A 19,626-nucleotide genomic window follows, 5' to 3' on the forward strand; every position below is an offset into this window, starting at 1 on the left:
GGAGTTCTCGGTTCCGCCGGTGCCTCCGACGCCCCCGGCCGCACCGACGGCACCGGCTCCTTCGGAGCCGCCGGTCCCGCCGCAGCACTCGCAGCAGACCGTCCCGCCGGTTCCGTCCGGACCCGCGGCATTTGGCCAGCCGCCGACGCCGTACTCGCCGACGCCGCCGGGACCACTGCCGCCGTACTCGTCGACCTCGCCTTCCTACCCCCCGACGCCGGAGCCGTCCGCGCCGCCGTACCAACCGACGCCACCGGGATGGCCGGGCAGTCCGGACGGCCGGGGCTATCCCGAGGGGACGATGCCGCCGGGCATGCCCGTGCCTCCGCCCGGCCTGCCGATGCCCCCACCGGCGGCGGGTAACGGCCGACGGGCCGACCATCGCGGCCCGCACGGGAACGGGCAGCGAAGCCGCGACGACGGACGAACGCTTTTCGTCCGCCCGTTCGCCGGGTTCGGTGTGCCCGCCGAGTTCGACCCGATGACCGGTTCGCTGCGCGCCAACCCGTCGGAGGCGGGTCCGCCCAGCGGCGTCTACGGTGAACTCGGTGGAGTGCCTGTGGTGTTCTATCGACACGGCGGCGGGCTCACGCTGCGTGTCGGTGATCGCACGGTCGACCTCGACGGCCCCGTCAGCGTCGAATGGGGCACTGTCGGACGGCGGACCACCCGGTTCGCGGTGCTCGTCGGCGGCGCCGTCTTCTGCGAGCTGACCTATCGCTCGGTTCCGGCGGAGATGGACATCGGTGCGCTGGTCGGGGCCGTGGTCGCCGATCCCGTGCGGCGCACCGAGATCTTCGCCGGATGATCGCAGCCGACGATGCGAACAGGTGACCATCAACGCGAGGAGGAATGATGCGTATCGACCATCCGACCGACGACGAACTGCAGGAGAATTTCGACGAGATGCTCCGCTCCGTGCTGACCGGCGGCGGCATCCGCACCGAGACCGGCCTTGACATGAAGACCGAGGACGCGCTGTGGGCGATCGCCCGCGCGTATCCCGACGTGCCGGACGCGCTGGTGGACGCGGCGCGTGCGGCCATCGCCGGGCAGCTCGACGGCTCCAATGCCCGCGAGCGCAAGGAGGCGCTGGCCCGCAAGATCGCGGAACTCGACCGCCGCCGGTCGGCGCGGTGAGCGCCCGGCGGTCCTCGATGTCACGGCCTAGGGTGGGCGCATGACGGAATGGCGCGCGTTGACCGACAGTGAAATCGTCGCTTTGGCGACCGGCCTGCGCTCGCTCGACGGGTCCCTGCCGATGGACGCGCTTCCCCGGCTGGCCGAGGAATTCGGCTGGAAGGTGCTGACGGCTCATTCGGACCGGGCGCTGCTGGATGTCGGTTTCGGGATGGGCAGCGGCAAGATCCACGGGCGCGAGGACTTGATCGTGGAGCTCGAGGTGCGGGTAACGGATTTCGCCCCGGACGACGCGGAGGGCCGGGCCCGCTCGCGGGACGCCTTCGCCGCGATGGTCGCCGCGTTGACCGGCGCTCTCGGTGCGCCGACCGCGCGGATTCCCGGCGCCACCGCAGAAGTGCGCTGGGCGGGGGCGGAAGCGACTCTGGTGCTGGAGGATCTGGGCCGCTCGGTGCAGCTGTCGCTGGTGGCCAACCAATGGCTCGCACTGCATGATCAGGCCATCGAGCTGGGGGAGCAGGAGCAGAGTTGACCGGGTGGGAAGACATCGCCGCCGGACTGGCGGCGGAACTGGCCGCGCTGAGTGCCGGTTCCATCGTCAAGCTGGTCGAGTCCGAGACGGGACCGCGGCGGCGATACGCGCAATTCCTGCAGCTCGACGACGTTCTCTCGGCCGAATTGGTGGATGACGGATGGCTCGACCCCGCATTGCGGGCCGGTACCGCGGGCCGCGCGGTGATCGCGGCCGCGGGCTGGCGGGAACGCGACGCGACGCACGGCAACTGGTGGGCCGAGCTGCCCTGGCCGAGTTCCTCGGCCGGGTACCGGCGGCTGGCCGACATGGTCGTCACCGGGTTGCGCGACGGGTTCGGCATCGCCGCACCCACCGCCCTGGCCTACACCGCGTGGAACGAGCGCTCGGCTGATCAGCTGGAGCTGCCGCTGCTCGGCCTGCGGCAGGAGCCGTGACGCCGGCCGCGCGCGAACCTGCGCTGTGCCAGGATGAACGGCGAACAGAGCACAGGCATCGTGGTGTGCGCACCGGTTCCGATGCGGTAGACGAGGGGATTTCCGCGACGTGACCAGACCAGGCGGCGAGGCGTTCGGTGACCTGCCCCGGGACGCCGCGGGCGACGGCGATGCCGAGACCGCCGTGACGGCCTCCGCCGACGAGGCGCGCGTGGAAGCGACCGCCTCCGATCCGGTCGGCGAGCCCGCGCAGGACGCCGGGTCCGGCGAGGAGGAGCCCGATGTCGGCTTCACCTTGTCCGAAGCGGCGCCGGTGCAGGACGTCGCCGAACGAGCGAAGGCGCTCATGCACCAGGTCGCCCGCGAACTCGGCGCCGCCGCCCCGCCTGGATGGCAGCGCGTCGACGCGGTGTTCGCGTTGACGGTGGCGGCGGAGGTGGCGCTGGCCGCGTACTCCGACGATCAGGAGCGCGTCGTACGGGTGAATCCCGATCCCGGGATCGTGGCGTTGGTCCGAGAGCATCGGCAGTTGGCGGCCGGTTTCGGCGACGGACCGTGGTGGCGTCTGCTTCTGACGCTGACCAGCGCGGGCCGGATCGAGGTCGACTACGACTACGGTGACGAGCCGTTCCCGGACGATCAGCTGTTCCCGCCCGAGGTCTACCTCGCGGATCTGGCTGCGTTTCCCCGTGATTCGCTGCCTGTGTGGTTGGGCGCCTACGTCGGTCACGGTGATCGGCAGGCGCGGCCGCCGGCGGTGGCGGCGAGGCAAGCGCGGGCAGATCGAGAGGCGGGCGTGAGTGCGGTGCGCGCCACCGACGATCTGCCCTCGTTCCCGCTGCTGGCCGCGCGGTGGGCGGTGTTGGCCGCGGCGTTCGTCGCTGCCGGATCACCATGGGGTCCCCGTTTGCTGCCCTCGCTGAGCTGGTTCGAGGGTGCCAGGCGCAGCGGTTGCTCGCTGTACGCGCTGCCCGGCGGGCGGGCGGTGCTCTCCGGCGGGGTGTGGAATGCCCCTGAACTCGCGGCGGCCTACAACGGCGGAGCCCGGTTGCCCGATCTGTACGCGGGTGCGCCGGAGTGGGTGGCCGGTCAGGTGTTGAACCACCGCGCCGCAAGCGGTTTGCTGTCGTTCTGCTACTGGTGGGAGAACGGTCGCTGGTACCGCGGTGAGTCACCCGGCCCGGACCGGTTCGTCGAAGCGGTGCCCGGCGTGTGGACCTCCGACAGCGTCGTGGACATCGTCAGCGGCCTGCTCGGCGACGACTCGACCGCGCAGCGGCGTGCCGCCGTGGGCGCCCTGGTGTCCGCGGCCGAGGCGGGGGTCGTCACGCGCGAGACCCTCGCGAGCGTCTTCGGCGCGGACGACCGATTCGACGTCGACGGTGCCTTCTTCCAGCTCACCATGGCCGGGGTGACCATGACCGCCCCGGAGCCGATGGCGCAGGAGGAAGCGATCGCGCGAGTCGCGCACTTCATCCGGGACAGCGGCGTGGACACGGCGAACTACGCACCGGAGGAATTGCGCGCCGACCGGATCAACGTCGGCTGGATGGTGTACGTCCCGGTCGAACCGGGCGAGATAGCGATCGGTCGGGCGATCTTCTACATCGCCGACGACGGTGTGCTGGAGCGTTCTTCGTCCTCGGTGGCGCCGTCGGCCTACATCGCCGCGTTCGAACGGCGGTTCCAGGACCGCCACGGTCCGGTGGGTGCGCTCGGATCGTACGACGAAAAGCGCTGAGCCGCAGGCATCGTTCTCCAGGTCGCTCGAGCGCCGACTCGGCCGGGCGGAGGCGAGTGTCCTCACTCACGAACTTGCTCGGCCGGGACCGTCCGATCGAAATCCGTCCGCTGCCAACGCCGAAGGGTGAACCGGCTGGTCGGCACGGGTGGGCGGCGTCGCAGGGGCCATCAGGATTCGGGTCTGTACATGCGGAGGCAACCCGAGTTCCCATAGAATCGTTGGTGCCTCGTAAGACAATATTTGGCATGCCTTAAGAACCGGCTGCCATATTGACGTGTGGCGCATCGCCGGTCGCGGTGCGCCAGCGATGAGGAGGGTCGTCAGCGTATGAGTTGCCGGGCGCAGAAGCGTGAACCCGTGCGCGGGGGCGAACAGGTCACTATGCCGTGGCGCGCGCATGGCCGTCGCCCACGTCGGGGGTGGATTCAGTTGTGCGGGTCGGAGGCTGTCCCTCCGGGATCGGACTTCGGCATCGTATCGCCCCGAGCCGTCGGTGCTCATGTCCAGCGCTTCCCAGCGGTGACAACAAGGAGAAGGCGCTTGCTGACCGGGGAACCGGAAGGAGCGTGGCATGTCTGACGAACCGAATCTATGGACCGGCCTGTCCCGTGAGGCCGGGAACGGCACCTTGGAGTTGCGGCCCGGAGCGCTCGAAGGCTTGATCAACGCGGCGAACGGGGTTCGCGTTCGCGTCGCGTCGGTCAAGAGGGAGTTGTCGAAGATCGATTCGCTGCCCCCGTTCGCCGACTTGCTGCTTTCGGCGCAGGCGCTCGCCAGTCGATTTTCGGACAAGGGAAGAGAACTCGGTCGCATTCTCGACGACCACACCACCATCCTCGACGACCTCACCGATACTTTGTTCGCGGCGGCCAGGCACTACCAAGGCACCGAGGACGCCAGCAGAGTCGATTTCACCACGCTGGAGCGCCGGGTCGACGAGCACAGAGGAATTACCGAAAACCTCTCGGCTCGGCCGGATCCCGCTGGCTTGACCACCGCGGGGGACGGCAGCGGAAACACCTACGCGCATCCGGATTGGAACGAGGTCGGGAACCGGCGCCCGGAGGAGAATCACGGATTGCCGCCGAGCCTGGCCGAGCCGGGTGACGTGGAATTCGAGCCTCGCGGTGCGCGGGCGGACGACCCGGACAATTTCGATTATGCGCAGTACCAGACGATTATCGCGTCGATCACCGGCGGCAGTCCGTCCATGCCGATCAAGGTCGCGCAGGCCGCGTCGGACTGGCGATGGCTGGCGGGGGAACTCAAGGAAACGTTCGACATCCTCAGTAACCAGATGACGAGCAGTCGATCGAGTTGGACCAGCCCGAACAACAACGGCGGCGCCGAGCGTGCGCGTCAGGCGATGACCGCCTACAGCACGGGCACCGACCAGCTGAATGCGAACATGAAGCTGATCGGCGACAGCCTCGAATATGTGTCGGAATGGCTGTACACCACCGGAGTGCGGCTTCAGCAGGGCGACGACTATCCACCGCAACGAAACTCGGGGGAGACCGACGCCGCCTATCAGCAGCGGAAAGAAGACGCGGCGGTCCGGAATTACGTCCGTGCGATGGAAGAGGTCTATGTCCCGGGTGTCGAGACAACCGACCAGTTCATCGCGAAACTGCCGGACCCTATTCCGCCGACGACCGGCCAGGTGCCCGGCCCAGGTGGCCCGGGACCTGGTACCGCCAGCGCACCCGGTCCTGGCCCCGGTATGAACTCGGCCCAGCTGCAGGCGATGCAGCAGGCACAGCAGCAGTCCGAGCAGCAGCGCAAGGCCCTGGAAGCCGCGCAGCGCCAAGCGCAAGCGGACGCCGAGCGCCGAGCTGCCCAGCAGCAACATCAGCAGCAACAGCAGGCGGCGCAGCAGGCTGCTCAGCAACAGGCCCAACAGGCGCAGCAGGTGGCGCAGCAACTCGCGCAACAGGCGCAGCAGATCGGCCAGCAAGTGGCCAGTGCCGCGCAACAGGCCGCTCAGCAGGCTGCGCTGGCAGGACTGCCCGGCATGCCGAATCTTTCGGACGCGACGAAGAAGCTCGAGTCGGCGCTGGCGAAGGGCACCGGCGGCCCCGGTGGTTCGGCCGGAGGTCCGGGCGCACCGAAGTCGGCTGCGAGCCAGAACCTGGACAAGGCGTCGAAGTTGTTCCCCCGCGCGACGACGAATGCTGTGGCCGCCGCCACCGACGTCCGCGCGGGTCTCGCGGCGGGGCAGGGCATGATGGGAGCGCCGATGGGCGGAATGCCGATGGGCGGTCCCGGCGGCGGCGCTCAAGGCGGACAGCAGAAGGAACACAAGCGCGCCGACTACTTGGACTCCACCGAGCACTTGGAAGAGGCGCTCGGTGATGCGCCACTGGTGGCGAAACCGGTTGTCGAGCAATGAGCGACACGTGGGAGTTTTCCGGTCTCGAATTCGCCGCGGCGTGGAACGCGGTGAAGGAGAGCCTGCCGGACCCGTTCGTCTACCGCAGTGGCACGACGTATTACGACGATGCGTGCCGAGAGAAGTACGAGGCATGGCAGCGGATTCGGACGCGCTGGGGCCATGAGCTGGAGGAGCTGATGGCCGTGCTCGCGGTTCCGGATATCCGGCTGGTGATTCGTGGGATCGACGGCCGGGATGCGCGGAATGCGAAGGGCTCGATCAGATTGCTCGCCAGCCGCAAGGGCAACCGTGCCTTCCTGGTGACCCAGAAGCCGGGTACCGAGGAGCGGACCGGGGGATTCACGGTGGTCGAACACGACGTGTTGACGCTCGGGCACAGCGTGGCCGCCGCATTGCCCGCGGTCGATGCCGGTCAACGGTCTGCCTTCGATCTCATCGAGCACGGCGGCAAGGGCGATGGCCTGGACTATTCCTATGGTCGCTCCCTGGTGAACGACGTCGAAGACCGCGCGGCGAGTCGCAGCGAGTCCTTCGATCGGGCGCCGGCCGCCACAGTCGGCACGATCGTGGTGGAACAGGGGCATTCGCGATTCGGCCCCCGCGGAATCACCCGCTCGCATCTGGCCTGGCGCGACCTGATCGACGACGGACGCTACGTGATCGTGCCGGGCAAGCCGCCGACCGTGGTCGCGGCGGATGTCAGGCGTCTGGCCGAATTGATCAATGCGCGGATAGTGGAAGTCGTCCAATCGATCAAAGACGAACGAATCTGAGGGGGCGGCATGCGTGAGATCCTGTTGTCGAACGTAATTTTCGGAAGGAAAGACCGATGACCGCATCGCAACCGGGTGAATCGGATGTATTTCCGACGGAATTCGTGGCTACTTCGCTGACCGGATCGATCTCGGTGCGTACCACCGAAATGGGTTTGCCATTGGGTATCGAGGTCGACGCCGATCAGTTGCGCCGTGATCCGGAAGCGCTGGCGGCGGAGATTCTCCGGTTGTGCAAACAGTCGGCCAACCGGGCCGGCTTGGCGCGGCGAGCGCAGTTGCGGCAGTGGGGATTCAGCTCGGAGATGCTGGCCTTGACCGGATTGCCCACCGAACGGCAGGTGGCGCGACAGGAGATCATCGATGAGCAGGAGTACGACACCGAACCGCAGAGCTGGCTGCGATCCGTCTGAGCAGCAAGAGAAATCGCGAGGTTGGCATGGTCGAAACAATGGACGAGCTCATCGCTCGGGTGCAGAATCAGCTCTACCGTCTGACCGATCTCAATGACGCCATGAATGGCATCCGGGCGACCGAGACTTCGCCCGACGGCGCGGTGACGGCGGAGGTGGACGGAAACGCCGCTCTGGTGGGTCTCAGCTTTTCCGCTGCGGTAGCAAACCTTTCGCCTGAGGAGTTCGAGAAAACGGTCGTCGACACCGCGCGAGCGGCCGCGCATCGGGCTTTCTCGGAGCGCGGTGCGCTTATTACCGCATTCAACGAGGAGGCCACCGGGTAGACACCGGATGTTAACCACGACGTGACCGCGAAATGCGGTCTCCGCTAGGTAGGGTTGAATACGAAACATCGGGGGATGTTTCGGGATTGGACGATGATCATGAGCCACATTGAAGTAGTCCCGGATGCGCTGCGTGTGTACGGAAGCGAATCGGCGGCCATGGCCGCCGGTGTGGGGGCGATCGCCGCGGCCGACCAAGCCGCGACGGTCGCCGCGGTGGTCCCGGTGTTCGGCCTGATCGGCCAGGAATTCCTCGTCTCGTACGCCTTCGCGCAGGCCAACCATCTTTCGTCGGTGGCGCAGCTCGCCGCCGTGCACGCGGGTACCGCGTTGACCGCGCATCAGGCCGCCGCCACGTACGAGGGCACCGACAGCGCGTCGGGCGCGGCCATCGGAGCTATCCGAACGCAGTCATGACGACGCCAGGAGCCACTCCGCCGCCCGGCGCCGATCCGCTGGATCCGACGGTCCTGGAATTGCTGCGGGGCAGCGCTCTCGCGCCCATGCTGGACATGCCGGTGAACGACGTCCTGCACAGCATGGGTTTACCGCACCTGCCGCAGCTGCCCGCCTTCGTGCAGCTGCCCGAATTGCCACCGCTGCCCGCGATCGATCTCGGCGCGCTCATGCGCCCGCTGACCGAGCTGGCCTCCGCGTTCGGCACCGGGCAACTCGGCGCGCCGCCACCCGCGCCAGCACCGGCCGGTGACGTCGCCGCGCCGCCACCCGCGCCCCCGGTCGACCCGACGCAGTTGCTGCAGAACGTCTCCACCGTCATGCAGACCGTGATGCAGGTCGGCTCGTCCCTGGTACAGACCTTGATGACGGTCTGGCAGGGCATGGCGGCGATGGAGGCCGCGAAGAAGGCGGGTGAGGCGCAGACCGACGCGGACAAATTGGCGGCGCAGAGCACGCAGGAGAAGTCGGTGCTCGTCGACGCGGCGGGCAGTGTCTTCACGGGCGCGGGGCTGATGTCGGCGGTGGTGGCGAAGTTCTCCACCACAATGGCGTTCGCGCCGCTGCTGGCGGCTTCGCCCGGCGGGCAGGGTTTTCTGGTCGCCTCCGCGATCGAGGCGATGACGGAGGCGCTGGCGATCACGGCCAAGACGAAGGCCGAAATGGTCGGGCACAGCGCGACGATGACACAGGCCGGGCAGAAGGTGCCGATCACCAACGCGCCGACGGGTGTGAAGTCGGCCGAGCAGCTCACCCAGCTGATGAGCATGATCACGCCGCTGATCAGTACGGCGGGCCAAGTGGCCCAATCGCTGGGTCAGCTCGCGGCGGCGAATCCGTCGCTGCTCGCACCGAAACCGATCGCGGGCCCGGGTGTTCACGGGGGCACGGGTGAACCGGGTGCGGGCGAGGAAGGCAAGGAAAGCTCGGCCATGGGCGGTTCCGGTGGCGTCGGCGGCGTCGGCGGTGGTGTGGGCGCGATCGCGGCGGCGGCCACCCCGCTGAACCCGTGGCCTGGCACCCGTGTCGCCGGTGGGTCGCTCGGCGGCATCGGCGCCCCGGCCGCCGGCACCGGCACGGGAATGTCGTCGGTGGCGTCCACCACCGCGACGGGCACCGGCGTCGCCGGAACCGGTGGCGGACTCGTGCCGATGGGCGCCGGGGCCGTGGGCGCCGGCCTGGCCCGCGAAGGTGAATCGACCACGGAGGCGCTGCGCGGCCAGATGGTCACCGGCCAGCACGGCGACGAGGTGGTCGGCCGGATCGAAGGGGTCTCGCTGCCGGTGGTCGGCGCGGCCGACACGACATCGGAACCACCGCCGGATAAGGAACTCACGCTCTGACGCGGGTGCCGAGCAGTACACAGGAGGGTCTCATGAGTGACGCGAGGGGTGACGTGTACGACAGCGTGCAATTCGACGCGGTCACCGCGAGTAAGGCGTCGTCCGGGCTGGACGCGCTGGCCGACCGGTTGGCGGCGGATCTGCGCTCCGCGGAGGAAGCGTTGACCGTCGTTCCCGCGGGCGGCGACGAGGTCTCCGGCCGGGCCGCGCAGACCGCGAACGACGTGGCGTCGTCGTATCTGGCCGGCGCGCAGGCCAGCGTGCACGAGATGCGCAAGCTGGCGGCCGCGTTGCGGCTGCACTCGGACCAGTTCGACGGCATGGAGTCCGCGAACACCGCGGATTTCGACACCACGGGCGGCCGGTCCGCCTGATCGGCCCGCACGTCGTCGAGCAACCGAAAGGTCGTCCCCAGCAATGATCGAACCACCGCAGCCAGGTTTCACCGGCGTGGTGTGGACCGCGCGACCGCCCGAGCGGCTCGCGCGCGACCTCACCACGGGGCCGGGCGCCGTGCCGATGGCCGAGGCCGTCGCCGCGTGGTCGCGCCTGGCCGCGTCGTTCGGCGCCGCTGTGGTCGAGTACGAGAAGGTGCTCGCGGACATGCGCGGCGCCTGGCAGTCGGGACGCAGCGACGAGGTGATCCACCGCGTCGCCGCACTGCGGGACTGGCTGGTCGACGCCGCCGCTGCGGCGGCGGCCAACGCCGCCCGCTTCCAGGCCCAGGTCACCGCGTACGAGATCGCCCGCCTCGCGATGCCGAACACGGCGGATCTCGAAGCCCTCCAGCAGGTTCAGCGGACGCTGCAGTCGATGAGCGGGATGCTCGGTGCGCCGATCCGGGCGGTCGCGGCACAGACCGATGCCGAGGAGGACATGGCGAAGGCGGTGGCTTCGCGGGTCATGCGGAACTACGAGATGGCCACCGAACCCCTGGCGATGCCGTGGCAGCATCAGGAGCCGCCCGTGGTGGCGCCGGAACAGCCGCTGACCGCCGAGCGGACCGCGGCACCGGCCGAGGTCGCGAAATCGGCCGCGGCGCCGTACGGTGCGGTGCCGATCGGGGTGGTGCCGGTCCCGGCGATGCCGCGGGTGCCCGCCGCGTACCGCGCACCGGTGTACGCCCAGTCCGCCGCGACGTCCGAAGTCGTGCCGCGCACGACGCCGGTGCCGACGGTGAGCGCGGGCGGTCAGCCCGCACCGCTCGCTCCCGGCGCCATGGGTCCGGCCGGGGCGGCGCAGGATGCGGCTCGATTCCCGCGCGCGGGCCTCCCGGGCGAGGTGAGCGATCAGATCGGGGCCGAGGGCGAGATCCAGGCGGCGCCCGCGGTGCTCGGCGGCGCCGAGCCCGCGGCTCGTGCCGTGGCGCAGGCGGAAGCCGCGCCGGAGACGGGAGGCGCGGGGTGACGTCGCTGACCAACGACGCCTTGCTCGTCGTCGCCGAACGGCTGGGGGTGCAGACGCTGCCGTTGGCGCTGTCGGTCGCACCGCGACAGGATTCGATCGAGGAATACCGTGCCGCCCAGCAGCGCGCGGCAGCCGATCTGACCGGCCAGGGGGTGCTCGACGCCGAGGGCGAAGTCGAGCCGGAACTGGCCGGTGCGCTGGTCGTGCTGGCGCAGCCGGATCGTGAGCTGGTCGCCCGCGTCTACACCGAAGACGGTACGCGCCGCTTCTGTCTGGCGCGTCGCGGCGAGCAGCACGCGCTCGCCGTGCGCTCAGGTGACAGTTTCGAGGTCCATCCGATCTGGGCCGACGGCTCGGACGCGTCGCTGGCTCGTCCGCTGCTGGCCGCGCTCGGCCCGTGCGAACCCGCCGAGATCACCGGATTCAACGCTCCGGCAGACGAATTGGCCGATCGGCTGGACGCGGCCGACACATCGAGCGGCTACGCCGACGCGATGTACGCCGTCGGCGTCGGCGAACGCGACGCCGCCGTGCTCGGTCTCGCGTTCGGCACCTGCCGGGCCTACGCCGAGATCGTGGCCTACTCCCACCAGGACGGGCTGACCAGCCGGGCGCCCGGCGCGGTGGTGGTGTACGACACCGGCCGCGGACGCGTCGTCGTCGCTCCCACGGTCGCGCCGGATCAGCAGATCTGGTCGACGGTCACGACGGGCACCGACCACCGGGTGACGCAGGCGGTCGCCACGTTGCTGGAAGGGCTGCCCGGGGGGAGGTGGCTGCCACCGTAGCTCTCGGGTCGCAAGTAACTCGGTTGCCTCATTGCTCGGTGAGATCGTCCGGATCTCACCATCACAAGTTCTGACGGAAGGATCAACGAAATGTCTTACACAACTCTCGGCGACGGTTCGGGGCAGACCTACGGTGTCGAAGAAGGCGGCATCGACAGCGTCGTCAGCCGTATGGAGGACTCGATCTCGACCCTCCGCACCTCGATCAACCAGATCGACGAGTCGGTGCAGGCCGTCGCGCGCGGCTGGCAGGGGGACGCCCACCGCGAATTCAACACCGCGGCCACCGAGTGGCACGACGAGGTCACCGCGCTCAACGGCAAGCTCGACCGGCTCTCGCAGGCCGTGACCTCGGGCAAGAACACCATTGTCGGCTCCGACCAGGGTGGTCTGTGACCCCTGGGCGCTGTTGCCGCCCAGCCGGATCGCCGACCGAACGACCAGAAGGGAACAACCATGACGATCAAGTACAACTCGCCCGCCATCACCGAGATGGTCGGTGACCTCAACCAGTACGGCTCCAACATGAAGGCGCAGATCGACGAACTCAACGGCGCGGCCGCCGCGTTCCGCGAGAACCTGCAGGGTGAGCAGGCGGTCACGAACTTCGACACCGCGCACCGGAACCTGACCACCGAGCTGGAGGACACCCTTCAGAAGCTGGACAACCTCGCCGCCAAGGTGGAGAACGCGCTGGGGCGCGCCATCGAGGCCGACGGCAAGGTCGGCGACGGCTTCGCCGCTTTCTGATCGCCCGCGCGACGGACGAGGGCCGGCTGGAACGGTAAGGGTTCCAGCCGGCCGTCTCGTGTGTCCGCCGGCTATCGCGCCGCCAGCGACTCGCCGATGTAGTGCATCTCGTCCGGTGTGGTGACCATGAGCACTGTCGCGCTTCGCGCGGCCGTGCGCACCGTGATTCGGTTGGGCGCCTGCGGATCCTGGATCAGCGTGACGTCCGCGTCGACCGACCTGCCGGGGTCGTCGGGCCTGCGCACGTGCACGACCGTCGCGCCGCCCGCGTGCGCGATCGGCGGGATGCCGTCGAAGACCAGCACCGTCGTGCTCGGATAGGGCGCGGCGGGCGCGGGCGGGGGAGCCGGTGGGTGGTAGCTTGCGCCCGCGGCGCGCGGTGCGATCGAAAGCACATGTGGAGCATTGAGATTCACCACCATGGTGTGCCAAGCCTCGGGCCGGGCGGTGTGCACGATGGCATGGGCGCCGAGCGCGGTGGCGCGCAGGATCACCTGCTGGGCCAGGTCCAGGTTGCCGATCACCTCGAGGTGCCGGGTGCCCTCGCCGATCAGCGGCACCGCGATGCCCTGGCCGCGTTCGTCGGCGCCGATGAGCTGACCGCAGCCCGCGGTCGGCACCGCGAACCCGGCGAGCGCGGCCAAGGTGCCGCGGTAGGCGATGTCACTGCCCCAGCGGCCCGCGTAACCGATGGGCAAGGTGTCCAGCAGGATTCGCAGCTGGTTGCCGACCAGCTCGCGCAGGCCGGGCAGCGGCGGCTGCTCCGGCGGCGTGACGGTGTCGAAGCGGACGACGGCGTTGAGCACCACGGTGTCGGCGAGATCGGCGTGTCGATCGTGGCGGCTCGCGCCCGGCCGCAAGCGCAGCGTCACCGTGGTGGACAGGCTGGGCACCGCCCAGATGCCGGCCAGGCCGCGCGGGCCGATCATGTCGGCCGCGATCTGGTACTGGGTGAGGTAACGCCCCTGGAACTCCAGCGATTTCGGTGATTCGGCGAGCTGGTCGACATCGAAGCCATGGGTGAGCCGGCGCACCGCGGTGTTCATCTCGGTGGCGGTCAGCACCGAGGCGGCGATGTCGTGGGCGGCGAGCCGGTTGGCGACCCGGCGGGTGGCGATGATCGCGGTACGCAGCGCGCCGCTGCTGCCGCCGCCGCGGTTGTCCACCGCCTCGGCGTTGGCCAGCGGATCCATCCGCAGCACGAGCCAGCAGGTGCGGTACGCGATGGCGGGCAGTGGACCGAGGATGCGGTCGTACAGTTGGGCCGCGACGCCGGTGCCCGCGGTGCGCGCGCCGGTGCTCACCACGTCGACACCGGCCAGCGTCAGATCGAATTGATCCAGGCAGCGGGCGATTTCGGTGAGCGGGAGCAGTTGGTCGGTGCTGAGCGAGCCGCGATCGAGCAGCGTCAGCGTGTCCGGCGGCGGGTCGATCCGGAGCATCGTGAGCAGCAGATCGCCGTCCCAGCGCACGCCGTAACCGCCGCCCTCGGCGAGCGGCACGTCGAGGGCAGGCGCCTGCGCGAGGCGTTCGGCCGCACCCAGGCCGGGGCGGCGGCGGGCGATCGCGCTGCCGACCCGTTCGGCGGGCGTGCGGCCACCGATCGGGGTCAGACCGGCGAGCCCGGCGACCGCGCCCGCGGCGCAGGCGCCCCAGATCGAGTCGGCGAGCGCGAGGACGATCCACGCGAGGGCGGCGGCGAGTAATACCACGGGCACGATCACGCGCAGCGGAAAAATGCGGAACAACCAGAATTCCGGATCCCGCAATGTGTCATAGGCCGACCGGCGGGGAATTCCCGGCTCCGGCGCATCCGAATTTTCGCTGCCGGTTGGTTCGCCGTTCATCGTCTCGTCCACAGTTGTTTATCCCTGCCTCGCCTGCATGCGGCCAACATTGATCGGCTTCGGATTCCATCGGTTCAGGGCCGTCGTCCGAATTACGGTACCGTGTCGAAAGAGATGGTGATCGATAGCTCGATGGAGACCATGTGCCTGCACAGCTGACCACCCGCGCCCAGGTGAACGGATATCGATTCCTGTTGCGCAGGCTCGATCACGCGCTGGTTCGTCGGGACGTACGCATGCTGCACGATCCGATGCGTTCCCAGATTCGCTCGCTGCTGGTGGGCGCGGTGCTCGGCGTGCTGGTGGTGGCGGGCGCCGCGATCCTGGCCTTCCTGCGTCCGCAGGGCGCGATCGGCGATGCCCTGATCGTGTCGGGCAAACAGAGCGGCGCGCTGTACGTGGTGGTGCAGCGCGAGGACGGCGGCAAGACCCTGCACCCCGTGCTGAACCTGGCGTCGGCGCGGTTGATCACCGGTACGAACGCCGAGCCGCACGCGGTGAAGGACAGCAAGCTCAACGACCTGCCGCGCGGAGCGCTGCTCGGCATCCCCGGCGCGCCGAGCGCGTTGCCCGGGTCCGCGCAGGGCGACGATTCGGAGTGGGCACTGTGCGAGACGATCCCGCTGTCCGAGGGCGGTAGCGCCGCCGCTTCGCCGGGAGCTGTGACGACGGTCGTCGCGGGCGGGCCCGCCCTCTCCGACCGGATCAGCACCGCGGGTGCGGACGAGGCGCTGCTGGTCCGCCGCGACAACAAGACCTACCTGGTCTACGACGGCAAACGCGCCGAGGTCGACCCGGCGAATTCGGTGATGAGCAGGGCGTTGGACCTCACCGCGCACCGGCCACGGCCGGTCGGCACCGGATTGCTCGGCGCGACGAGGCAGGTGCCCGCGCTGACTCCGCCGCAGATACCGCAGGCCGGTGCGCGGGGTCCGGGCCCGCTGGCGGACATCCCCGTCGGCGGCGTCATCTCGGTGTCCGGCGTGGGGCGGGAAGGCAATTCCGCGCTGTATGTCGTACTCGCCGACGGCGTGCAGCCGGTGTCGCCGTTCACCGCACAGGTGATCAGGTACGCCGATTCGCACGGCATGCGGGAGATCGCGACCGTGCCGCCCGACGTGCTGGACCGGGTTCCCGTCGTCCAGCGCTTGCCGATCGACGACTTCCCGGTGCGCAACCCCGAGATCCTGCCCGCCGAAGACGCGCCCGTCACCTGTGTGGCCTGGGCGAAGTCGCCGGGCACCGCTCCGGCGCAGCGCGAGGACGACGCGGGCGACGGCCCCGGCGAACGCGCGACGGTCGGCCTGCTGGTCGGCACCCGCCTGCCGGTTCCGGAATCCGCGAAGCCCGTCGAGCTGTCCACCTCCGATGGCGTCGGCGACCGGGTGGACGCGGTCTACCTGTCACCGGGCTCGGGCGAATATGTCCAAGTGACCGGCATGGAGCCGGGCAGCCCGCGCCGGGGCAGCCTGTTCTACGTCGCCGACACCGGGGTGCGCTACGGCATTCCGGACGCCGCCGCCGCGAACGTGCTCGGCCTCGGCAACTCCCCACGCCTCGCGCCGTGGGCGATCATCGGCCAGATGGTGCCCGGCCCTACCCTGTCCGCGCGCGAAGCGCTGGTCGGTCACGATTCGCTGCCCACGCGATAGACGTTCGACCGGCCCTGGTCCGCCGACCCGACCGCGATCGTCGGCCGGACTCAGTCCGTCCAACCGACGTTCAGCGAGGTGAGCAGGCCGGACAGGGCCAGCTTCATATCCGACGCCTCGATGCGGCGCAGCACCGCCTCATCGATGTCGGTGAGGTCCAGCGATTCGTCGTTGGCCAACCGGAATTCGCGCTCCTCCTCGGCCGCCTCGATCACGTTGCGGACGAACCGCCCGTTGCCCGCGAGGTCGACGCCGCGGCGCGGCTGCCCGCTCTGGTCGGTGCTCTGCATCGCGTACAGGCGCTCGCAGGCCTGCACCAGCTGCTCGAGCGCGCCGTCGGACAGGTCCGAGTCCCGCTTGCGCGCGATGACCTGGCCGATCTGCCCCAGTTCCTCGGGGGTGTAGGAGGGGAACTGCAGCCGCTTCGAGAAACGTGAGGCCAGGCCGTCGTTGGCGGTGAGCAACCGGTCGATCTCGCCGTCGTAGCCCGCGATGATCACGACGAGGCGATCACGGTCGTTCTCCATGCGCGCCAGCAGGGTGTCCACCGCCTCGCGGCCGAACGCGTCACCGCCTTGCAGACCGGTCTGGATCAGGGTGTACGCCTCGTCGATGAACAGCACGCCGTCCATGGCGGTGTCGATCAGCTTCTCGGTCTTGATCGCGGTGCCGCCGAGGTTCTGGCTGACGAAGTCGACGCGCTTGGCCTCGACCACCTTGTCGGTCTTCAACAGGCCGACACCGCAGTAGATCTTGGCGACCACCCGGGCGATGGTGGTCTTGCCGGTGCCCGGCGGCCCGGTGAAGGCCAGGTGCTGGCCGCGCGGCTGGCTCGCCAACCCCTTCTCGGCCCGGATCTTCGCCAGCTGCGCGGAGGATTGGAGCTTGGCCACCTGGGTTTTCACCGAGGCGAGACCGATCTGCGAGTCCAATTCGGCGCGGGCCTCGACGAGGATCTTCTTCGCCCGGTCCTGGCTCTCGGCCTGCTCCATCTGCTCCATCGACGGCGAGGACGCCGGGTCCCACTTGTCGGTCCGCGCATCGATCACCTCGCGGCTGGTGACGGTGATCCGATAGGTGCGGTCGCGCATCGCGGCCGCGTTCGCCTCGAAATCCGGCGCCTGCGAGTACACCTTCTCGAACAGCGCCTGGGCTTCGCTCTCGTTGCCCGATTCCCGCAGGCACAGGCCACGGCAGAACATCGCGGTGGAGCGGGCCGCCGGGATCGGGCCCGCCTCGGCCTGCTGCATCCGCCGGATCGCCTCGCCGAACAAGCCGAGCTGGGCGCAGGCGGTGCCGACCATGACGTGCGCGCCCGCCGCCAGGTACGGGTCCTCCCAGTCCGCCGAACCGGCGAGCACCGCCATCACATCGGGCCAGCGCTGGGTGTTGTAGTGCAGGACGCCGCGCACATACGCGCAGATGCGGTCGTCGATCTCGCCTTCGGTGTTGCTCAGCTGGCCTTTGCGGAACGTGTCGAGGTCGTCGAGCACCCGCTCGGCCTCGTCGTACTCTTTGTCGGCGATCAGGTGTGCCGCCCAGGCCAGGGTGATCTCGGTGTGGTTGGCCAGCGGGTAATCGATGTACAGGCCGGGCAGGAAGCGGCCCGCGAGCTCCCGCGGACGCAGACCGAGCCTGCGTTGCTCACGATAGAGCGTGCTCGCACTGGTCTTGTGCAGATTGAACAGAACGTCCTTGGTCAGCTCTCCGGCGGCGGCGCGGCCGAGCCAGGCGTCGCACATCGTGGGATCCCACTCCGTGGCGCGTTGAAAAGCCAGTTTCGCATAGTCGAGATCACGTGCGGATTCTTGCCCCTCGATGGACAATCCGAGTGACAGGATTCCGGCGTCGAATGCGCGTTGTGCTTGGCGGTTGCCGGTCATTGCTGTCGAACCCCGAAATCTTCGTTTCTCGTAGTAGAGACGTTCATCTGGATACCAGACTACCGATCGCGCGTGGCCCGGTGCGTCCGTTACATTAGGTTCAGCTGCCGGGAGGTCGCAACGCAAGAGTCGTCTATGTGTGAGAGTGCTTGACGCGTGTTGAAGTGTTCACTCGAGGCGTGTTCGGTCAATTGCGGTTGGCGGTGCGCGAATCGGTGTTCCGGATGAGGGCGGGGGATGGTTTCCGTTGATCGAGTCGGCGAGCGGTACTCGTGCCACCGAGCCCGTATTGAGTCGGGTCTCGGTCATCGGCGGCAACACGCAGGTCGATGTCGGGTTGCCCGCCACCGTGCCGATCGCCACCTTCATCGGCGATCTGGTGGCGCTGATCGAATCGCGCAACCCGGAGCGGCCGGAGGCCGAGGAGGAAGCGACGCCGCTGGAGGCGCAGCACTGGACCTTGGCCCGGCTGGGCAGGGAGGCGATAGCGCCGAGTCGCACGCTCACCGAGGCCGAGGTGTACGACGGTGAACTACTGGTGCTGCGGTCGGTCGCCGCGAAGGAGGCGCCCGCCCTCTTCGACGACGTCATCGACGCCGTATCCCGCCTCACCGCAGAGGAATTCCGGAGCTGGTCCGGTACGGCCGCCCGCTGGATGGGTTTGGTCGTCTCGGCGCTGACCGTGCTGATCGCGCTGGCCGTGCTGGTGGTCTCGCGCGGGAACGGCGATCCGCTCGCGCCCGCCTTCGCCTTGCTCGGCAGTGGCGTCGCGGCATTCGTCGCCGCGGGCATCGCGGCGCGCAAGTACACCGACCAGGTCACCGCCACCTGGTTGTCGCTGAACGGGCTACTGCTGCTGTTCGGGGGCGCCGCCTTGCTCGTGCCGGGCACGCTCGGCAGTCCCCATCTGCTGCTGGGCAGTTCGGTGCTGCTGGTCGCGGCGCTGCTGGGCTATCGGATAACCGGCACCGGCGCCACGCTGTTCTCTTGCGCCGCGGCGCTAGCGGTGTTCGCGGGTGTGGCGGCGGTGATCTACCTGATCTGGCATCCCGGCCTGCCGAAGCTGTCGGCCGGCCTGGTGGTGGCCGGGATCGCGATCGTCTCGGCGGTGCCGCGGCTGGCAGCCGTGCTCGCGCGGCTGCCGATTCCGCCGGTGCCGACCGCGGGCGGCGCGATCGATCCGGCCGACCACGAGCCGCGACCGACCATCGAGGGCGTCGGCGCCATCGGCGCCAGCGCCCTGCCGTCGGCGGCGGGCCTCGGGGAACGGGCGCGCACGGCCAACCGGTTCCAGTCCGGCCTGCTCGCGGCGTGCACCGCGAGCGTCGTCGTCGGCGCGTTCGGCGTGGCCGATCCGCTGGGTTCGCCACGCTGGCAGGGCATCACACTGGCGGTCGTGGCCGCGATCATCCTCGCGCTGCGCGGCCGCTCGTTCGCCGATCTCGTCCAGGCGGCGACGATGATCGGCGGTGGTTGTGTCACCGCCGTCGCCCTGATCGTCGGGATGGCCGCGGGCGACGTCGAATACACCCCGCTCGCGGCAGGCGTGCTGCTCGCGTTCGCGACCGGTGTGATCGGATTCGGTGTGATCGGTCCGCACATCGAGGTCACCCCGGTGACCAGGCGGATGATCGAAGTCTTCGAGTACCTGCTGATCGTGGCGGTGATCCCGCTGGTGCTGTGGGTCATGAACGTCTACTCGATGGCCCGGAACATATGACCGGCAGCGCCTTCCGCCGG

General features: G+C 69.3%; 21 protein-coding genes. 19 read left to right on the forward strand and 2 right to left on the reverse strand.

Going from position 1 to position 19,626, the window contains the following annotated elements:
- The 17 genes from ON27_RS45345 to ON27_RS04900 all read left to right on the forward strand — a co-directional run.
- Positions 1 to 363 (forward strand): hypothetical protein (locus tag ON27_RS45345; protein ID WP_043719926.1); only part of this gene is annotated, 363 nt, incomplete at its 5' end.
- A complete protein-coding gene (locus ON27_RS04825; protein ID WP_157227088.1) occupies positions 314 to 808 on the forward strand; it encodes a hypothetical protein in 495 nt (164 codons plus the stop codon). The genes ON27_RS45345 and ON27_RS04825, both read left to right, overlap by 50 nt.
- Before the next feature lie 47 nt (positions 809 to 855).
- A complete protein-coding gene (locus ON27_RS04830; RefSeq protein WP_043720067.1) occupies positions 856 to 1,140 on the forward strand; it encodes a hypothetical protein in 285 nt (94 codons plus the stop codon).
- 40 nt (positions 1,141 to 1,180) lie between these two features.
- Positions 1,181 to 1,672 (forward strand): DUF6301 family protein, encoded by a 492-nt coding sequence (locus ON27_RS04835; RefSeq protein WP_043719931.1) that lies wholly within the window; start codon positions 1,181 to 1,183, stop codon positions 1,670 to 1,672.
- Positions 1,669 to 2,109, forward strand: coding sequence for a TY-Chap domain-containing protein (locus tag ON27_RS04840; protein ID WP_043719934.1), 441 nt, complete (start codon positions 1,669 to 1,671; stop codon positions 2,107 to 2,109). Before ON27_RS04835 ends, ON27_RS04840 begins: the two co-directional genes overlap by 4 nt.
- 109 nt (positions 2,110 to 2,218) lie before the next feature.
- A complete protein-coding gene (locus ON27_RS04845; protein WP_306306940.1) occupies positions 2,219 to 3,850 on the forward strand; it encodes a hypothetical protein in 1,632 nt (543 codons plus the stop codon).
- A 574-nt stretch (positions 3,851 to 4,424) separates the two neighbouring features.
- The gene (locus ON27_RS04850) at positions 4,425 to 6,245 is read left to right on the forward strand and encodes a hypothetical protein (protein ID WP_043719936.1); all 1,821 of its coding nucleotides are present in this window, start codon (positions 4,425 to 4,427) and stop codon (positions 6,243 to 6,245) included.
- A complete protein-coding gene (locus ON27_RS04855; RefSeq protein ID WP_043719939.1) occupies positions 6,242 to 7,021 on the forward strand; it encodes an ESX secretion-associated protein EspG in 780 nt (259 codons plus the stop codon). The genes ON27_RS04850 and ON27_RS04855 overlap by 4 nt, the downstream gene beginning before the upstream one ends.
- A 56-nt stretch (positions 7,022 to 7,077) precedes the next feature.
- Complete coding sequence (locus ON27_RS04860) at positions 7,078 to 7,434, forward strand: hypothetical protein (protein WP_043719941.1); 357 nt, start codon at positions 7,078 to 7,080, stop codon at positions 7,432 to 7,434.
- Between the two features lie 38 nt (positions 7,435 to 7,472).
- Complete coding sequence (locus ON27_RS04865; protein ID WP_245559781.1) at positions 7,473 to 7,760, forward strand: YbaB/EbfC family nucleoid-associated protein; 288 nt, start codon at positions 7,473 to 7,475, stop codon at positions 7,758 to 7,760.
- Positions 7,761 to 7,859: 99 nt separating this feature from the next.
- Positions 7,860 to 8,177, forward strand: a complete 318-nt coding sequence (locus tag ON27_RS04870; protein WP_043720074.1) for a type VII secretion target — start codon at positions 7,860 to 7,862, stop codon at positions 8,175 to 8,177.
- Positions 8,174 to 9,559 carry a hypothetical protein gene (locus ON27_RS04875; protein WP_051046235.1) on the forward strand — a complete coding sequence of 462 codons (1,386 nt, stop codon included), beginning with the start codon at positions 8,174 to 8,176 and terminating at the stop codon, positions 9,557 to 9,559. The genes ON27_RS04870 and ON27_RS04875 overlap by 4 nt, the downstream gene beginning before the upstream one ends.
- A 32-nt stretch (positions 9,560 to 9,591) precedes the next feature.
- Positions 9,592 to 9,933: a PE family protein gene (locus ON27_RS04880; RefSeq protein WP_043719946.1), complete on the forward strand. Its 342-nt coding sequence runs from the start codon at positions 9,592 to 9,594 to the stop codon at positions 9,931 to 9,933.
- 43 nt (positions 9,934 to 9,976) lie between these two features.
- Complete coding sequence (locus tag ON27_RS04885; protein ID WP_043719950.1) at positions 9,977 to 10,966, forward strand: PPE domain-containing protein; 990 nt, start codon at positions 9,977 to 9,979, stop codon at positions 10,964 to 10,966.
- Complete coding sequence (locus tag ON27_RS04890; RefSeq protein WP_043719954.1) at positions 10,963 to 11,754, forward strand: ESX secretion-associated protein EspG; 792 nt, start codon at positions 10,963 to 10,965, stop codon at positions 11,752 to 11,754. The genes ON27_RS04885 and ON27_RS04890 overlap by 4 nt, the downstream gene beginning before the upstream one ends.
- Positions 11,755 to 11,844: 90 nt before the next feature.
- Positions 11,845 to 12,150 carry a WXG100 family type VII secretion target gene (locus tag ON27_RS04895; RefSeq protein ID WP_043719957.1) on the forward strand — a complete coding sequence of 102 codons (306 nt, stop codon included), beginning with the start codon at positions 11,845 to 11,847 and terminating at the stop codon, positions 12,148 to 12,150.
- Positions 12,151 to 12,210: 60 nt separating this feature from the next.
- Positions 12,211 to 12,504 (forward strand): WXG100 family type VII secretion target, encoded by a 294-nt coding sequence (locus tag ON27_RS04900; RefSeq protein ID WP_043719962.1) that lies wholly within the window; start codon positions 12,211 to 12,213, stop codon positions 12,502 to 12,504.
- A gap of 71 nt (positions 12,505 to 12,575) precedes the next feature.
- Here ON27_RS04900 and eccE read toward each other — a convergent pair whose 3' ends face one another.
- Positions 12,576 to 14,351: a type VII secretion protein EccE gene (gene eccE / locus ON27_RS04905; protein WP_083887384.1), complete on the reverse strand. Its 1,776-nt coding sequence runs from the start codon at positions 14,349 to 14,351 to the stop codon at positions 12,576 to 12,578.
- Positions 14,352 to 14,494: 143 nt separating this feature from the next.
- On the opposite strand from eccE, the gene eccB reads away from it, so the two are divergent.
- Positions 14,495 to 16,003: a type VII secretion protein EccB gene (eccB, locus tag ON27_RS04910; RefSeq protein ID WP_043719966.1), complete on the forward strand. Its 1,509-nt coding sequence runs from the start codon at positions 14,495 to 14,497 to the stop codon at positions 16,001 to 16,003.
- Positions 16,004 to 16,053: 50 nt separating this feature from the next.
- On the opposite strand, the gene eccA is transcribed toward eccB, so the two are convergent.
- Positions 16,054 to 17,886, reverse strand: a complete 1,833-nt coding sequence (eccA, locus tag ON27_RS04915) for a type VII secretion AAA-ATPase EccA (RefSeq protein WP_043719970.1) — start codon at positions 17,884 to 17,886, stop codon at positions 16,054 to 16,056.
- A 289-nt stretch (positions 17,887 to 18,175) separates the two neighbouring features.
- On the opposite strand from eccA, the gene eccD reads away from it, so the two are divergent.
- Complete coding sequence (eccD, locus tag ON27_RS04920) at positions 18,176 to 19,606, forward strand: type VII secretion integral membrane protein EccD (protein WP_063711277.1); 1,431 nt, start codon at positions 18,176 to 18,178, stop codon at positions 19,604 to 19,606.
- Positions 19,607 to 19,626 lie beyond the last annotated feature (20 nt).

The organism is Nocardia asiatica NBRC 100129, from assembly GCF_000308415.1.
Classification (GTDB): Bacteria; Actinomycetota; Actinomycetes; order Mycobacteriales; family Mycobacteriaceae; genus Nocardia; species Nocardia asiatica.

What these genes read in the sequence shown, in the direction of transcription:
- ON27_RS04825 (WP_157227088.1), top strand. Translation starts at nt 314, where the DNA reads ATGCCCGTGCCTCCGCCCGGCCTGCCGATGCCCCCACCGGCGGCGGGT.
- ON27_RS04830 (WP_043720067.1), top strand. Translation starts at nt 856, where the DNA reads ATGCGTATCGACCATCCGACCGACGACGAACTGCAGGAGAATTTCGAC.
- ON27_RS04835 (WP_043719931.1), top strand. Translation starts at nt 1,181, where the DNA reads ATGACGGAATGGCGCGCGTTGACCGACAGTGAAATCGTCGCTTTGGCG.
- ON27_RS04850 (WP_043719936.1), top strand. Translation starts at nt 4,425, where the DNA reads ATGTCTGACGAACCGAATCTATGGACCGGCCTGTCCCGTGAGGCCGGG.
- ON27_RS04855 (WP_043719939.1), top strand. Translation starts at nt 6,242, where the DNA reads ATGAGCGACACGTGGGAGTTTTCCGGTCTCGAATTCGCCGCGGCGTGG.
- ON27_RS04860 (WP_043719941.1), top strand. Translation starts at nt 7,078, where the DNA reads ATGACCGCATCGCAACCGGGTGAATCGGATGTATTTCCGACGGAATTC.
- ON27_RS04865 (WP_245559781.1), top strand. Translation starts at nt 7,473, where the DNA reads ATGGACGAGCTCATCGCTCGGGTGCAGAATCAGCTCTACCGTCTGACC.
- ON27_RS04870 (WP_043720074.1), top strand. Translation starts at nt 7,860, where the DNA reads ATGAGCCACATTGAAGTAGTCCCGGATGCGCTGCGTGTGTACGGAAGC.
- ON27_RS04875 (WP_051046235.1), top strand. Translation starts at nt 8,174, where the DNA reads ATGACGACGCCAGGAGCCACTCCGCCGCCCGGCGCCGATCCGCTGGAT.
- ON27_RS04880 (WP_043719946.1), top strand. Translation starts at nt 9,592, where the DNA reads ATGAGTGACGCGAGGGGTGACGTGTACGACAGCGTGCAATTCGACGCG.
- ON27_RS04885 (WP_043719950.1), top strand. Translation starts at nt 9,977, where the DNA reads ATGATCGAACCACCGCAGCCAGGTTTCACCGGCGTGGTGTGGACCGCG.
- ON27_RS04895 (WP_043719957.1), top strand. Translation starts at nt 11,845, where the DNA reads ATGTCTTACACAACTCTCGGCGACGGTTCGGGGCAGACCTACGGTGTC.
- ON27_RS04900 (WP_043719962.1), top strand. Translation starts at nt 12,211, where the DNA reads ATGACGATCAAGTACAACTCGCCCGCCATCACCGAGATGGTCGGTGAC.
- eccE (WP_083887384.1), bottom strand. Translation starts at nt 14,351, where the DNA reads ATGAACGGCGAACCAACCGGCAGCGAAAATTCGGATGCGCCGGAGCCG.
- eccA (WP_043719970.1), bottom strand. Translation starts at nt 17,886, where the DNA reads ATGACCGGCAACCGCCAAGCACAACGCGCATTCGACGCCGGAATCCTG.